This window comes from Mangrovibacter phragmitis (assembly GCF_001655675.1).
GTDB classification, from domain to species: Bacteria; Pseudomonadota; Gammaproteobacteria; order Enterobacterales; family Enterobacteriaceae; genus Mangrovibacter; species Mangrovibacter phragmitis.
In genome coordinates, this window is sequence record NZ_LYRP01000004.1 from 50,373 (window position 1) to 65,814 (window position 15,442).

Here is a 15,442-nt window from a genome sequence, read left to right on the forward strand (position 1 = left end):
TGCATTTTCTGCTGCAAGTGGTGAAAAAAAACATCAACCCTCCGGAGATATGTGAGCTGGCTCCACGCTTTCTTTGATCTTCCGGGGCTATTTACTGAGGCCAACTGTAGTAAAATTACGCAAAAGAATTGTGTCTTTTACGTAAGAGGTTGTTGCAATGTCGGTTTCTAAAAAACCTATGGTTCTGGTTATTCTTGATGGTTATGGCTACCGCGAAGATAAACAGGATAATGCCATTCTGAATGCTAAAACCCCGGTAATGGATAGTTTGTGGGCACAACGTCCACACACTTTGATTGACGCCTCCGGTCTTGAAGTTGGCCTGCCTGACCGCCAAATGGGTAACTCCGAAGTCGGTCACGTTAATCTGGGCGCTGGTCGTATCGTTTACCAGGATTTAACGCGTCTTGATGTTGAAATCAAAGAACGTACTTTCTTTGCAAATCCAGTATTAACTGCCGCTGTTGATAAAGCTGTTGCGGCAAATAAAGCCGTCCACATTATGGGCCTGATGTCTCCTGGCGGTGTGCACAGCCATGAAGACCACATCATGGCCATGGTGGAACTGGCAGCTGAACGTGGTGCAACAGCCATTTATCTGCATGCATTCCTTGATGGCCGCGACACCCCACCACGTAGTGCTGAAGCGACACTGAAACGTTTTGAAGATAAGTTCGCGACTTTGGGCAAAGGCCGCATTGCGTCTCTGATTGGGCGTTATTACGCCATGGACCGCGATAATCGCTGGGATCGCGTTGAACTGGCTTATGACCTGATGACACAAGCTCAGGGCGAATTTCAGGCAGACAGCGCAGTTGCCGGCTTACAGGCGGCTTATGCTCGTGATGAAAATGATGAGTTTGTTAAACCGACAGTTATTCGTGCAGCAGGCGAAGCCGATGCAGCAATGCAGGATGGCGATACCTTAGTTTTCATGAATTTCCGTGCAGATCGTGCTCGTCAAATTACCCGCGCATTCGTCAATTCTGACTTTGATGGTTTCTCCCGTAAAAAAGTGGTGAACTTCAGCGAATTCGTCATGCTGACAGAATATGCAGCGGACATTAAAACCGCCTGTGCATACCCACCAGCCTCACTGGCTAATACCTTTGGCGAGTGGATGGCGAAAAACAATAAAACTCAGTTACGTATTTCTGAAACCGAAAAATATGCTCATGTCACTTTCTTCTTTAACGGTGGTGTAGAAGAACCGTTCCCGGGGGAAGATCGCGTACTGGTGAATTCTCCGAAAGTTGCGACTTACGACCTGCAACCTGAAATGAGTTCAGCAGAACTTACCAGCAAGCTGGTCGCTGCAATTACCAGCGGGAAATACGACACCATAATCTGTAACTACCCTAATGGCGATATGGTAGGGCACACAGGCGTCTTTGAAGCCGCTGTGACTGCAGTCGAAACGCTGGACAAGTGTGTTGAGCAAGTAGTTAAGGCCGTAGAATCTGTTGATGGTCAATTACTTATCACCGCAGACCATGGTAATGCCGAACAAATGCGTGACCCGTCTACAGGCCAGGCACATACTGCCCATACCAACCTGCCTGTACCACTGATTTATGTTGGCAATAACGCTACAAAAGCCGTGAATGGCGGAAAATTGTCTGATATCGCTCCCACCATGCTAAGCCTGATGGGTATGGAAATCCCACAAGAGATGACTGGCAAGCCGCTGTTCATCGTGGAATAATCGCTCCCCATGAGGGGAAAAGCGATTTTTTCAATAACCTGTGTCTCATTGAAGCCTCACCGCTCAGCTTTGAAACACATCTTTTACGCCAGCGTGATAAGCGCTGGCGTATTGTTGCGTCCGTTATCTGCACTGGCAGATGACAAGCAACAGCTCCAGTCTATCCAGCAAGATATTGCCGCGAAAGAGCGTGCTGTGCGCCAGCAAATGCAACAGCGTGCAGAGCTACTGGCTCAACTAAAAAAACAAGAGCAGGCCATTGCGGTTGCCAGTAAAAAACTGCATGAGACGCAATCGACACTCGCCGCACTGGATAAGCAAATCACAGAAATGAGCGCCTCAATCGCCCGTCTCGAAAAACAAAAAGCAATGCAGGAACGTAACCTGGCGGCACAGCTGGATGCGGCTTTTCGCCAGGGGAAACATTCAGGTCTGGAAATGTTACTCGATGGAGAACAGGGTCAGCGGAATGAACGCCTGCAAGCTTATTTTGGCTATCTGAATCAGGCACGACAGGAAACTATTGAGCAATTAAAACAAACCCGCGCCGAAGTCGCTGTACAACGTAGCCAATTAGAAGATAAGCAAACTGAACAACAAACTCTGCTCTATGAGCAGAAAGCACAACAAGAAAAGCTGGAAGCCGCACGAGATGAACGGCAAAAAACCCTGCGGAGCCTGGAAGGATCTATCCAGGCAGGCCAGCAACAACTTAACGAAATGCGCCAGAACGAAGCTCGCCTGCGTAACAGCATCGCCCGGGCGGCAGCCGCCGCAAAAGCCCGGGCAGATAAAGAAGCCCGGGAAGCGCAGAAAATTCGCGATCGTGAACAAAGTGCAGCCAAAAAAGGTACCACATACAAACCGACACCCAGCGAACGGGAATTAATGGCAAGAACCGGTGGTTTAGGGACTCCGCGTGGCCAGGCATACTGGCCGGTGCGTGGGCCAATACTTCATCGGTATGGCGAACAACTGCAAGGTGAGTTACGGTGGAAGGGCATTGTCATTGGTGCCAGTGAAGGTACCGAGGTCAAAGCTATCGCGGATGGAAGGGTCATCCTTGCTGACTGGCTTCAGGGTTATGGCCTTGTTGTCGTTGTCGACCACGGGAAAGGTGATATGAGCCTGTACGGATACAACCAAAGTGCGCTGGTCAGTGTTGGCGCACAAGTCCGGGCAGGGCAACCAATCGCACTGGTGGGCAGCAGTGGAGGCCAGGGTCGCCCTTCTCTCTATTTCGAAATTCGCCGCCAGGGTCAGGCGGTCAATCCACAACCGTGGTTGGGAAGATAAGTTTTGCTTCAGTTTCGTCAACTCGCGCTTGCCGCATCTACACTGCTACTTTGCAGTACCTCCGTTATGGCTGGTCGCCTCGCTATCGTTATTGATGACTTTGGCTACCGCCCACATACAGAAAACCAGGTTATTGCATTACCCGCCCCCATATCTGTCGCGGTATTACCCAATGCACCCCATGCCAGGGAAATGGCCACTAAAGCTCACGATGCCGGGCATGAAGTGCTGATACATTTGCCCATGGCGCCTATCAGCAAACAGCCTTTAGAGGTTGATACGCTGCGACCGGAAATGAGCAGTGCAGAAATTGACCGTATTGTACGCGATGCCGTCAACAAGGTGCCTTATGCCGTTGGGCTTAATAACCATATGGGCAGCGCAATGACCTCAAGCCTGTTTGGCATGCAAAAAGTGATGCAGGCGCTGAACAGCTATAATCTCTATTTTTTGGATAGCATGACCATTGGCAACAGCCAGTCAATGCGCGCGGCGATCGGCACACATGTCAGGGTCATTAAGCGCAATGTGTTTCTTGATGATACGCAGAATGAAGCAGATATTCGTTACCAGTTTAACCGCGCAATAAAGCTGGCACGCCATAATGGCTATGCCATAGCGATTGGTCACCCACACCCAACCACCGTCAAAGTACTGCAGCAAATGGTCTATAACTTGCCACCGGATATTACGTTAGTCAGGCCGAGTAGCCTGCTTAATGAGCCGCAGGTGGACCATTCCACACCACCAGGCCCGGAAAAACAGCTACCACGTAATCCTTTCCGTGGATCCCAGTTGTGTAAAGCGAAAAAACCATTAGCACCAGTCACCCCTGTACGGTTTTTTGAAGTACTACAAGACAGCATCAGCCAAAGTACTTTGTTTAATTATTTCCGTCACCAGTGGCAGGGGTGGATTCCTGTTCAAAAGAACAATAATATTGCGAAAAAATAAGAATGATAATGTCGGCCATTATTTATCCTAATTGCCGACATTCACCTATTGTACAATTCATAAATGATATAAACCCTCAATTATTTGGAGGTCAATCACCGTCACATGCTAATGCATTGATTGTTTCACTGCATACCAAATCAAGATCAAGCTTATGAACTTTCTTATCAAAAATAAGTTGCTTTGCGTTCCTGCTCAAGGGAGAGAATATTGTATTCCCCTCATATTCCTTATTATGATCCAGCAGCATAGAAAAATACACAGCAATAAGTTTCTTATCAAAAGCACAGGCTATATGTACAATAGCAGTATCAACTGAAACAACTAGATCAGCTTTTTTAATGAGTGCAATTGCATCCCATAAAGAATTAAATATGCATATTGATACATTATCTTTCTTGATGTGTTTATTAAGTGGTTCAATTTTTCTCCCCTCACCAATAATAAAAACATGCACTCCACGTTGGCTGGCTACCTTCTCTACCAGAACACTTAATTCTTCAAGGTTAAAACTACGCTCATCAACGCTCGCAAATGGGTTTATCACTACTAAATTTTTATCTTTAAAATCATCAAGATAAGAGGATAAAAATAATTCATTTTCTAATGGCACAGATAAACGATACGACAATTCTTCTACACCAGCCCCCATAAAATCAAGGATTTCACGCTGAGCACTGGTGATATGAAATTTTTGCCTGACAGGAATTATGAGGTTATACGGTTTGCGGATCCACCCACCAACAGAAATTGCATATTTATATTTGATGTTTTTTAAAATAGCAACATTAAAAACCTCTTTTCTCTTCATCCATGAATACAGGCTCACAATCAGGTCGGTTTCGATTCTGCCCATATCATTTATTTTATTTAAATCGACTACATAAACCTCATCAATATATTCAATTCTTTCGAAAAGAGGGCGATTTCTTTCTTCCACAATAACTTGAACAATATACCCGGCAGATTTTAACTGATGCCATAGCCCTGTGTGACAGACTGCATCTCCAATTCCCAGGTCGACAAACGGAAACAATACACGATTTACAGAGTGGAAATTTATACTCTGCATGTATTTATCGTCTATTAAGCGAGCCATTGTATAAAGTTTAACTTTTCGCTTAAACTCTTTTGTTTTATAATTCCTTTCCCTGTTAAGCTTTTTTAAAAAACCAATTAATTTCATCATAGTAAATTTCAATTATATCGCTTTTACGCTAGTATAGCGTCAAAAAGCTGAAAAGATAGCTTATATAGATAACAATGAAATATCTCTATACTATATCTCTTCGCCATCAAATCAATAACCTGCATTTTCAGCCATCACTTTTGTAAAAAATCTGTTTGCTCCAGGAAGAAACAAAAATTTACCGGGCGGTAATTTATCATTTTCGAATATCTCTAATCCATCAAAAATGCTTGTTTATGCACCAAAACTACAGAGTAAACCAATGGCGAACAAAGAAAAGGGTGAGAGGGATAGCAATGCAGGGAAGTAAATAATCCACAGATTCACAAAGAAGCAGCAGGTACTCTCGCTTTCGGGAATACCTGCCAGTACAACAAAAGGGGTAATGGCTAAAACGACATCAATCCCAGTTCAGCACAACTTTACCAGACTGACCGGAGCGCATAGCGTCAAACCCTTTCTGGAAATCATCGATACTAAACTGGTGGGTAATAATGGGGGACAAATCCAGCCCGGACTGAATCAGCGCCGCCATTTTATACCATGTTTCAAACATCTCGCGTCCGTAGATACCCTTAATAAACAGCCCCTTAAAAATTACCTTACTCCAGTCTATCGCCATCTCTGCCGGCGGAATACCTAACATGGCTACTCGCCCGCCATGGTTCATGGTCTCCAGCATTGAACGAAAGGCTGGCGGTGCGCCAGACATCTCCAGGCCCACATCAAAACCTTCGGTCATCCCTAACTCAGCCATGACACTTGCGAGGTTTTCATTAGCAACATTAACAGCCCGAGTAACGCCCATCTTACGAGCTAAATCCAGGCGATATTCATTCACATCAGTGATAACGACATTACGGGCGCCAACATGCTTCGCAACTGCTGCAGCCATAATGCCAATTGGGCCGGCACCAGAAACCAGCACATCTTCACCAACCAGGTCGAAAGATAAGGCTGTGTGCACTGCATTACCGAAAGGGTCAAAAATTGCTGCGAGTTCATCAGAAATATTGTCCGGGATCTTAAACGCATTGAATGCCGGAATAACCAGATACTCGGCAAAACACCCTGGGCGGTTAACACCCACCCCTATGGTATTACGGCATAAATGAGTGCGCCCGGCACGGCAGTTACGGCAATAACCACAAGTAATGTGCCCTTCACCAGAAACTCTGTCACCCGGTTTAAAACCCTTTACTTCTTGCCCCACTTTAACAACTTCACCCACATATTCGTGCCCGACCACCATCGGTACCGGGATAGTCTTTTGCGACCAGTCATCCCAGTTATAAATGTGTACATCGGTACCACAAATCGCGGTTTTCCGGATTTTAATCAGGAGATCGTTGTGCCCCATTTCAGGTTCAGGCACATCGGTCATCCAGATCCCTTCTTCTGCCTTCAATTTTGATAATGCTTTCATCACACAACCCTCAGGCTATAACACCCAGTTGTTTGCCAATCCGAATAAAGGCATCAACCGCACGCTCAATTTGTGCTGTTGTATGTGCCGCAGACATTTGAGTACGAATACGCGCCTGGCCTTTTGGTACTACCGGATAGAAAAAGCCAGTTACATAAATGCCCTCTTTCTGTAGTTCACGGGCAAAGTTCTGAGCAATAACTGCGTCACCCAGCATAACTGGAATAATGGCATGGTCGGCTCCAGCCAGGGTAAACCCAGCCGCAGTCATTTTTTCCCGGAATAAACGGGCATTGGCCCACAGTTGCGCACGCAGATCACCACCGTCTTCAAGCATTTCCAGCACCTTAATGGAGGCTGCAACAATAGACGGAGCAAGTGAGTTAGAGAATAAGTAAGGACGGGAACGCTGGCGTAACCACTCAACCACTTCTTTACGCGCTGCGGTGTAACCGCCAGAAGCACCACCAAGCGCTTTACCCAGCGTACCGGTAATGATATCCACACGCCCCATGACGTCACAATATTCGTGGGTGCCACGCCCATTGTCACCGACAAAACCCACAGCATGAGAGTCGTCAACCATTACCAATGCATCATACTGATCGGCGAGGTCACAAATACCTTTCAAATTAGCTATGACCCCATCCATTGAGAACACGCCATCAGTGGCAATCAGTATATGACGGGCACCGCCATCACGAGCCTGTTTCAGGCAGTTTTCCAGCTCGGAAAGATCATTATTGGCGTAACGGAAACGCTGCGCTTTGCACAAACGCACACCATCAATGATAGAGGCATGATTCAGCGCATCAGAAATAATGGCATCTTCCTGCCCCAGCAAGGTTTCGAACAACCCTCCATTCGCATCAAAACAGGAAGAATAGAGAATGGCATCTTCCATTCCGAGGAATCCAGCCAGTTTCTTCTCCAGTTGCTTGTGGTTGTCTTGCGTACCACAAATGAAACGCACGGACGCCATACCAAAACCATGGGTATCCATCCCACTTTTCGCAGCGTCAACCAATGCCGGGTGATTCGCTAATCCAAGATAATTGTTTGCACAAAAGTTAATGACCTGGCTACCACCCGCCAGAGTGATATCAGCCTGCTGCGCAGAAGTGATAATACGCTCTTCTTTAAATAAGCCTTCTTTACGTGCCGTTTCCAGGTTCGCTGCTAACTGTTGGTAAAAATCCCCTCGCATCACCATTCTCCAGAGATGAAAAAATTTGGCATATATTACCGAAACCTGGCACTTTAAACGAGATGACACAACAGTGTTTACGCACTTTGCAGCATAAATCACGTCTTAATGAAATCCGGAATTACTGCCAGTTGAAAAAATGGAAACCACTGCGCAAACAGCAAACTAAACGCAATATATGCGCATAATTGAAGGACACTGACTGATGTAATGATATGATTAGTGCAATTTGTGTGGGCGCGTAGCGCAGCTCCACTTCAAAACAGGTAAAGGTTACGCATATGATTATTGTCACTGGTGGCGCCGGTTTTATCGGCAGCAATATTGTTAAGGCTTTGAACGATAAGGGCTATCGCGACATCTTAGTGGTAGATAACCTGAAAGATGGTACGAAATTCGCCAATCTGGTGGATTTGGATATTGCCGATTATATGGACAAAGAAGACTTCCTTATCCAAATCATGGCTGGGGAAGAATTTGGCGAAGTAGAAGCGGTGTTCCATGAAGGTGCCTGCTCATCCACCACTGAGTGGGATGGCAAGTACATGATGGATAACAACTATCAGTATTCAAAAGAATTACTGCACTACTGCCTGGAACGTGAAATTCCCTTCCTTTACGCTTCATCCGCAGCGACCTATGGTGGCCGCACATCTGATTTCATTGAGTCGCGTGAATATGAACAGCCGCTAAATGTTTACGGCTACTCTAAGTTCCTGTTTGACGAGTATGTTCGCCAAATTTTGCCTGAGGCTGATTCTCAAATCGTTGGATTCCGTTATTTCAATGTTTACGGTCCACGTGAAAGCCACAAGGGCAGCATGGCAAGCGTAGCCTTTCATCTGAACACGCAACTGAATAAGGGTGAAAACCCGAAACTGTTTGAAGGTAGCGATAACTTCCGTCGCGACTTTATCTATGTTGGCGATGTTGCCGCTGTTAACTTGTGGTTCTGGGAAAATGGCGTTTCTGGCATTTTCAACTGTGGCACAGGCCGCGCAGAATCATTCCAGGCGGTTGCCGATGCAACTCTGGCATGGCACAAACAAGGCAGCATTGAATACATTCCGTTCCCGGACAAACTTAAAGGCCGTTACCAGGCTTTTACGCAAGCCGATCTATCCAATCTGCGCGCTGCTGGTTATGACAAACCCTTTAAGACTGTCGCGGAAGGGGTAACCGAATATATGGCCTGGTTAAACCGTCAGGCATAATGGTTATCAGGGCATGAAAATTTTGGTAACAGGTCCATCCTGGGTCGGCGATATGATGATGTCGCAAAGCCTTTATCGCACGTTGAAGGCACGCTACCCACAGGCCGTGATCGATGTGATGGCACCAGCATGGTGCCGTCCACTTTTATCACGCATGCCTGAGGTGAATGAGGCAATCCCCATGCCTCTTGGTCATGGTGCTCTGGAAATTGGCGAACGGCGTAAATTGGGTTTAAGCCTGCGCAACAAGGGCTATGACCGCGCTTATGTGCTACCTAATTCGTTTAAATCAGCGTTAGTGCCGTTCTTTGCCAATATTCCTCAACGTACTGGTTGGCGTGGAGAAATGCGTTACGGAGTATTGAATGATATCCGCTCCCTGGATAAACAAGCATGGCCGTTAATGGTGCAACGCTACGTTGCTCTGGCTTATGAAAAAAGTGCCATGCATTCAGCACAAGACTTGCCTCAGCCCTTGTTATGGCCGCAACTTCAGGTCAATGACGGTGAAAAGGCACAGGTCAGGGCCCAATTTAATCTGGAAAATGAACGCCCTGTCGTTGGTTTTTGTCCGGGAGCTGAATTTGGCCCGGCGAAACGCTGGCCACATTATCACTACGCAACCCTGGCCGGTAAACTCATCGACGAAGGCAAGCAGGTTGTTTTGTTCGGTTCGGTAAAAGACCACGAAGCTGGGCAGCAAATACGGGAAGCCCTGAACGATGAACAACGCCAGTATTGCCGTAACCTCGCGGGTGAAACAGCATTAGAACAAGCTGTTGTGTTACTGGCAGGCTGTGAGTCCGTTGTCACTAACGATTCAGGCTTAATGCATGTTGCCGCCGCCCTGAATCGTCCGCTGGTTGCATTGTATGGCCCCAGTAGCCCGGACTTCACACCACCATTGTCTCACAAAGCACGGGTTATAAGGTTGATTTCCGGTTACCACAAGGTGCGTAAAGGCGAAGGCGAACAAGGTTATCACCAGAGTCTGATAGATATTGCGCCCGAACGCGTGCTGGCTGAATTAAACGATTTACTCAAGGAACAGGAAGACTAAATGCAGGTATTGATTGTCAAGACATCATCAATGGGCGATGTGCTGCATACATTACCTGCACTGACAGATGCCTGCGACGCAATACCGGGTATCCGTTTCGACTGGGTGGTGGAAGAAGGTTTTGCCCAAATCCCAGGGTGGCATACCAGTGTGAATCGGGTTATTCCTGTGGCTATCCGCCGCTGGCGTAAAGCCTGGTTTTCATCTGCTGTTACTGAAGAACGTCATGCGTTCCATAAACAAATCCAGTCTGTTCAATATGATGCAGTTATTGATGCCCAGGGGCTTCTAAAGAGCGCCGCACTGGTTACCCGTCTTGCCCGTGGTCCCAGACATGGGATGGACTGGCGTAGCGCCCGTGAACCTCTGGCCTGCCTGTTTTACCAACACCGCCATACCATTGCCCGCCAACAGCATGCGGTGGAAAGAACGCGTGAGTTGTTTGCCAAAAGCCTTAATTATGAGAAACCGCATCACCAGGGTGACTACGCGATTGCACAGCACTTCCAGACACAGACAGTGAGGGATACAGAGCAGTATATTGTTTGTCTGCATGCCACAACGCGAGATGATAAGCACTGGCCTGAGTTACGCTGGCTTGAGTTTATCCAGTTGATGCGCGGCACTGGATGCAAAATTAAACTACCATGGGGTGCAGAGCATGAAAGGTTGAGAGCTGAAAAATTAGCCCAGGGAAACCCACATGTTGAAGTCCTCCCAAAATTATCACTGGAGGAGGTCGCTAAAGTTCTGGCGGGAGCATGCGCCGTTGTGTCTGTCGATACCGGGCTTAGCCATCTAACTGCGGCTCTCGATCGCCCCAATATCACACTTTTTGGCCCAACAGACCCTGCTTTAATTGGGGGATACGGAAAAAATCAGCATCAAATAATTAGCAAAACCAGAGAGATGGCTGATATTTCTGCATCGCAGGTACTCCGTACCCTATGGGAACTTCATCTACCTTTTTTCGTGAAACCATAATAGATGAGCTACGTATTCCTTTTTATTCTGCTTATACCTGTAAAACTGTTTAAGAAGCTGTTTTATAAACCCACAGGCAAAACACTCATCATCCAAACCGCGAAAATTGGTGATTTCGTCAATATGACGCCATTACTGGCATGGTGCGGGAAAAGTGATGTACTGATTAGCTCTGTGATAGCACCACTGGCACAACGCGACAATACTATAGATACACTCTATTTTATTGAGCAAAAAAAACAGTCACTGGCCGCTAAATTACGCTTTGCCGTTTATCTTATGAACCGCTACGAACATGTGTATTTACTACACCCAAATAGTGTTAATTTATTCTTTGCAGCGGTCTGTAACGCACCTGATAAACAGTTTTTATCTATTTATACGCGCCGTTGGTATCACGGGATTTTCTATACCACAGCTAAAGGTGTGGTTGAACACACCAAAATGTCGCTGACAGTGACAAATTACCTCAAACTGGCAGACAGATCCCTGACCTGGCAAGATGCGCCCAAACACGCGACACGCCCACTTTACCATCCCGCAAATCACGCGCCTGAATTTGACTTAACAGGTGCAGTAAAAATAGGTCTGAGTATTTCAGCAGGCAACAAAGCAAAAACTATTCCCCCCGCTACCTGGTCGCTCATTTTCGATAAACTGGCAGGAATGCCATGCGTTTATTACATTTTTGGTGCCAGCAATGAACAACCCTGGCTTGACGACCTGATGCGTCATACGGAAAGTAAGCCCAATCTGGTTAACATGATTGGTAAAATTGACCTTGAAGATGTTCCATGGGCTATTTCACAAATGGACTGCTACATTGCCTCCGATTCCGGCAATGTCTATATTGCGGATGCAGTAGGCACACCAGTTATTTTGTTATATGGTCCTTGTTGCCCTCACGAGCAACGTCCATTGGGTAACGTTTTGCTTATTGGGGATGATTCCAATATAAAATCTTTTGTGTTTGAAACACGCTACTACTTTGATAAACCTCGTGAAGAGCTGTTTGCACTGAGTAGAGATGATTTGGACGCCATTGAGAATTTTGTTGCAAGTTGTACTTCTAATGAACATCACACCCGCTATTCACATTCATGAGTAGAGATATGGCACCCTTTCTGAGCATTATTATTGCCGCGCATAATGGTGAAAAGACATTATCAGAAACACTGCAAAGTTTACTGGATGCCAGCCGTACGGTTGCAAACGAAGTGGAAATTATTCTTGTAAATGATGGCTCATCTGACGGAACACAGGAAATTATTGATAATTTCGCGCCTCCTGGTATATCGGTATTATCACTTCATGTAGAATTCTGCAATATCGGGAAAACCCGTCAGGCGGCTATTGAAAAGGCTTCAGGCAAGTATATTACGATGCTTGACAGTGATGATTTATTAATCAAAAATAGCCTTGATGATATTGTTCCTTTTCTCAGAAAACATTCTCCTGATATGTTTTTAACCCATCTGGAAGAAATTCGGGATCCGGCAAAAATAACACATTTCTGGCCTGGATTGTCTCCTGTTGCATTGTCCCGGGATGAGACAATACGGCGTTTTCTGATTCATAAAGACTTCCAGGCACACCTTATTGGGCAGTTTATTCTTCGTTCCCATTACCTGGCTGAACCAATAGCCCCCATGACTTGCTATGAGGATTTTTTTGTGTTCCCCGCTATAGTCATGCGCTCTCAAAACATCTGGTTTCAAAAGCAAGGACATTATTACTACATTAAGCGGGAAAATAGTCTGTCCAATGATCTCGATAATGTTAAAATCCAAAATCTGATTATCTGTACAGAAAAGATGCAGAACATCTTCCCTGGCAAATTTCATTGTCTGGTTCTTTGCCACTGGCTGGATATCCTGGTTAAACAAAAGCAATGGCTAACAGAAGCACAAACTGAAGCCGTTTCACGTCAGGTGCAATCTCTCTTTTCTTTCAGTTTTTTTCTGTCACCCAATGTCAGGTTCAGCTACAAGAAAAAGGCCCTAAAATATTTATGGAAAAACTGAATAAATCTCTGTTATTTATGATTTATTTTCTTAGTGTAGCCTCGGTATCGGTTGCACTTATCAGCTCCGGGTATCAGCGTAATCTGTTCTATATAGCTATTTATTGCAGCCTGTTAGGATTGATACTCAACTTTCGAAAAGTAAAATTTTCTTTTTCCAGCATCTCTTTCCCGATAATTATCCTGGGTCTGGTTAAAATTTGTTGGTATCTTCTCTTCCAACAAAAACATGGAGATTTAAATTTTTATAATGATTACCTTGATGGTGGCAAAAAACTACTTCTTGGTGGTTTTTTAGTATTTTATGCTGAGCAGTTTATAAAAGAATTAAGGACTGTACAGTATAAAAACATAGGATTAGCCATTCTTTTCTGTGGTTTTGTATCTGCAACTGCTTATGGCTTCTTTCAGGCGTTTAACCATATTAACCGGGTAGAAATGGGGATTAACCGCCCAACAATTGCCGCTTATGTCTATTCCACTTTTTCAGTTTTTATTATTTTTGCATTATATACACTACGTAGCAAAATTGGGTATATAATTGCAGGCGCCACTATTATAGTTTCTTATTGTCTCATAATCCTCACTGGCACCCGGGCGGCTATGATTTGCTATTTATTCATGGTTGCATGCCTGACATTATACCACTTTAGAAAAATTCATATTAAATCACTGCTTATCGTCAGTGTTCTTGTTGCTGTTTGTTTTGCAGCATTGTACAAGCCTTATATTAAACCCAAAATAGACCAAACGCTGAACGAAGTGAGTGATTATCAGGAAGGCAACGATAATACCTCACTGGGTGCCCGATTCTCTATGTGGGCAGTTGGTGTACATGCATTTGTAGAGCACCCTGCAGGTCAGTCCATGGGAACGCGCGCAGACACCACTATAGCGTATGTAAAACAATACCCACACTACCAGTCTTCACTCCATTACCTGAGTATTCACTTGCACAATGAGTTTATTGACAGCCTGTCATTACAGGGATTAATGGGCGGGTTATCATTACTTTTTTTCTACGTAATGCTGATTTACACCGGTATAAGGAGACAGTTGCCTGTTTTATTATTCAGCGCTGGCTTTATGATTTTGTATGGCATTACTGATGTGCTGTTAATCAGTTCAGAAGCTATTCAATTCTACATTATTATTATTTCGTTAGGGCTACTTTTCCCCCGGGAAACGCCTAATCCTGTTCAACCGGTAGCAAATTCTCATCTCGATATACAATAGCTCTCAGATCTACAGACAATCCGCATACTGATAGTGCGGATTGTCATACTGCAAGTATATATTCCACTATACAGGGCATGCAGTAGCACGTTTTCGGTTGGCGTAAAATTCAGCCAGTGTCATCCCTTGTGTGCGTTCAGCGAGCCAGCCAAATAATTCTTCCAGGTCGTGATACAATTTGTTAATAGAAGCTTCATCCTTAAATGTCGGGCTACCTCCAGGCATAAACTCAGATGAATGCAGCATGAATTCAACATAATCATTTCCCTGTGCAAGGGTATCACATGCTACCATTTTCATCGTTTCAAGATTTTTCCCATCAGGGCGTAACCAGTAAACCGAAGGACTACGTCTCCTTCCACGCAAGTTATCATACCCTTGTTTCAAAATATTCAGCCAGGCAGAATGCTTATATTGAATACTCATTGGCACTTCCAGCAATGAAGACTCGCCCGCCTGGTGTATCTGTTGAGGATCAATAAAATAAGCGCTGGTTGGGAAGTTTCGGTAATTAGTCCCACCCTGCCCATTTGGGGCACCCGGAGTAAAACGCCAGTCAACCCGAGGAGTAACCGAACAGTCCACCTGGTATCCTGACTCGATCAAAAGCTGAGCATAACGTGAATCAAAAGCCCACCGCCCTGCACGATGGCTGAGCATTTTGGTCTGGAAGGTGTCTTCCAGCAACCGGGTCATAAACAAGACTTTTTCCCGTAAAACTGAATCGGGAAATTCAATAAGATAGGGTTGATAACGCCAGTCATCTCCAGTGAGATCATAATCCGGTGGACTGTTCCAGGCATGCAGGTGCATCCCCACTTCCCCCTGCCCACGAGCAATCACATCGGAAGCGAATTCAATGTAGACAGGATCAACCGCCATTTCATAGTTAGTCAGCCAGACGGGTTTAAAACCAAATTTCTCGCAAAGAGACTGAAAACGCGGCAGAAATTTGGCATTCTCCGTAGTGATTTGATGATGATTTTGCCAAAGGTTATCCCCTTCAGTATCAATGGTGATGATAAATGCCGGTTTTTTCATAACAGTGCAGGAGTCCATTGAAAGTATGTTGCTAATGTTACGCACAAGTGTTGTTAACGCCAACAATACTCGATTGATAGAGGGGAATGATAGCCACACCAGGCCAC

At 45.4% G+C, this 15,442-nt stretch carries 13 protein-coding genes; 9 read left to right on the forward strand and 4 right to left on the reverse strand.

Annotated features, from left to right (window positions below; genetic code table 11):
• The first annotated feature begins 157 nt into the window (after positions 1 to 157).
• Genes gpmM through A9B99_RS07330 form a run of 3 tightly spaced genes read left to right on the forward strand, consistent with a single transcriptional unit; the run spans position 158 to position 3,955 of the window.
• Positions 158 to 1,705, forward strand: coding sequence for a 2,3-bisphosphoglycerate-independent phosphoglycerate mutase (gene gpmM, locus A9B99_RS07320; RefSeq protein WP_064596163.1), 1,548 nt, complete (start codon positions 158 to 160; stop codon positions 1,703 to 1,705).
• A gap of 9 nt (positions 1,706 to 1,714) precedes the next feature.
• Positions 1,715 to 3,001, forward strand: coding sequence for a murein hydrolase activator EnvC (gene envC / locus A9B99_RS07325; protein ID WP_064596164.1), 1,287 nt, complete (start codon positions 1,715 to 1,717; stop codon positions 2,999 to 3,001).
• 3 nt (positions 3,002 to 3,004) lie between these two features.
• On the forward strand, positions 3,005 to 3,955 hold the full coding sequence (locus A9B99_RS07330; RefSeq protein ID WP_064596165.1) for a divergent polysaccharide deacetylase family protein: 951 nt from the start codon (positions 3,005 to 3,007) through the stop codon (positions 3,953 to 3,955).
• Positions 3,956 to 4,046: 91 nt separating this feature from the next.
• On the opposite strand, the gene A9B99_RS07335 is transcribed toward A9B99_RS07330, so the two are convergent.
• The 3 genes from A9B99_RS07335 to kbl all read right to left on the reverse strand — a co-directional run bounded on the left by A9B99_RS07335 (position 4,047) and on the right by kbl (position 7,777).
• Positions 4,047 to 5,144, reverse strand: coding sequence for a glycosyltransferase family 9 protein (locus A9B99_RS07335; protein ID WP_064596166.1), 1,098 nt, complete (start codon positions 5,142 to 5,144; stop codon positions 4,047 to 4,049).
• Between the two features lie 400 nt (positions 5,145 to 5,544).
• Positions 5,545 to 6,570, reverse strand: a complete 1,026-nt coding sequence (gene tdh / locus A9B99_RS07340; RefSeq protein WP_064596167.1) for an L-threonine 3-dehydrogenase — start codon at positions 6,568 to 6,570, stop codon at positions 5,545 to 5,547.
• A gap of 10 nt (positions 6,571 to 6,580) precedes the next feature.
• Complete coding sequence (gene kbl, locus A9B99_RS07345; protein WP_064596169.1) at positions 6,581 to 7,777, reverse strand: glycine C-acetyltransferase; 1,197 nt, start codon at positions 7,775 to 7,777, stop codon at positions 6,581 to 6,583.
• Between the two features lie 281 nt (positions 7,778 to 8,058).
• On the opposite strand from kbl, the gene rfaD reads away from it, so the two are divergent.
• Genes rfaD through A9B99_RS07375 form a run of 6 tightly spaced genes read left to right on the forward strand, consistent with a single transcriptional unit; the run spans position 8,059 to position 14,294 of the window.
• Positions 8,059 to 8,991 (forward strand): ADP-glyceromanno-heptose 6-epimerase, encoded by a 933-nt coding sequence (gene rfaD, locus A9B99_RS07350; RefSeq protein ID WP_036115751.1) that lies wholly within the window; start codon positions 8,059 to 8,061, stop codon positions 8,989 to 8,991.
• A 13-nt stretch (positions 8,992 to 9,004) separates the two neighbouring features.
• A complete protein-coding gene (gene rfaF, locus A9B99_RS07355; protein ID WP_064596170.1) occupies positions 9,005 to 10,051 on the forward strand; it encodes an ADP-heptose--LPS heptosyltransferase RfaF in 1,047 nt (348 codons plus the stop codon).
• Positions 10,052 to 11,035 carry a lipopolysaccharide heptosyltransferase RfaC gene (gene rfaC, locus A9B99_RS07360; protein WP_064596171.1) on the forward strand — a complete coding sequence of 328 codons (984 nt, stop codon included), beginning with the start codon at positions 10,052 to 10,054 and terminating at the stop codon, positions 11,033 to 11,035. It abuts the gene before it with no gap.
• Positions 11,036 to 11,038: 3 nt separating this feature from the next.
• Positions 11,039 to 12,139: a glycosyltransferase family 9 protein gene (locus A9B99_RS07365; protein WP_064596173.1), complete on the forward strand. Its 1,101-nt coding sequence runs from the start codon at positions 11,039 to 11,041 to the stop codon at positions 12,137 to 12,139.
• An 8-nt stretch (positions 12,140 to 12,147) separates the two neighbouring features.
• Positions 12,148 to 13,059, forward strand: a complete 912-nt coding sequence (locus A9B99_RS07370) for a glycosyltransferase family 2 protein (RefSeq protein ID WP_082917837.1) — start codon at positions 12,148 to 12,150, stop codon at positions 13,057 to 13,059.
• A complete protein-coding gene (locus A9B99_RS07375; RefSeq protein WP_064596177.1) occupies positions 13,047 to 14,294 on the forward strand; it encodes an O-antigen ligase family protein in 1,248 nt (415 codons plus the stop codon). The genes A9B99_RS07370 and A9B99_RS07375 overlap by 13 nt, the downstream gene beginning before the upstream one ends.
• Positions 14,295 to 14,360: 66 nt before the next feature.
• Here A9B99_RS07375 and A9B99_RS07380 read toward each other — a convergent pair whose 3' ends face one another.
• Positions 14,361 to 15,335, reverse strand: a complete 975-nt coding sequence (locus A9B99_RS07380; protein WP_064596179.1) for a polysaccharide deacetylase family protein — start codon at positions 15,333 to 15,335, stop codon at positions 14,361 to 14,363.
• Positions 15,336 to 15,442 lie beyond the last annotated feature (107 nt).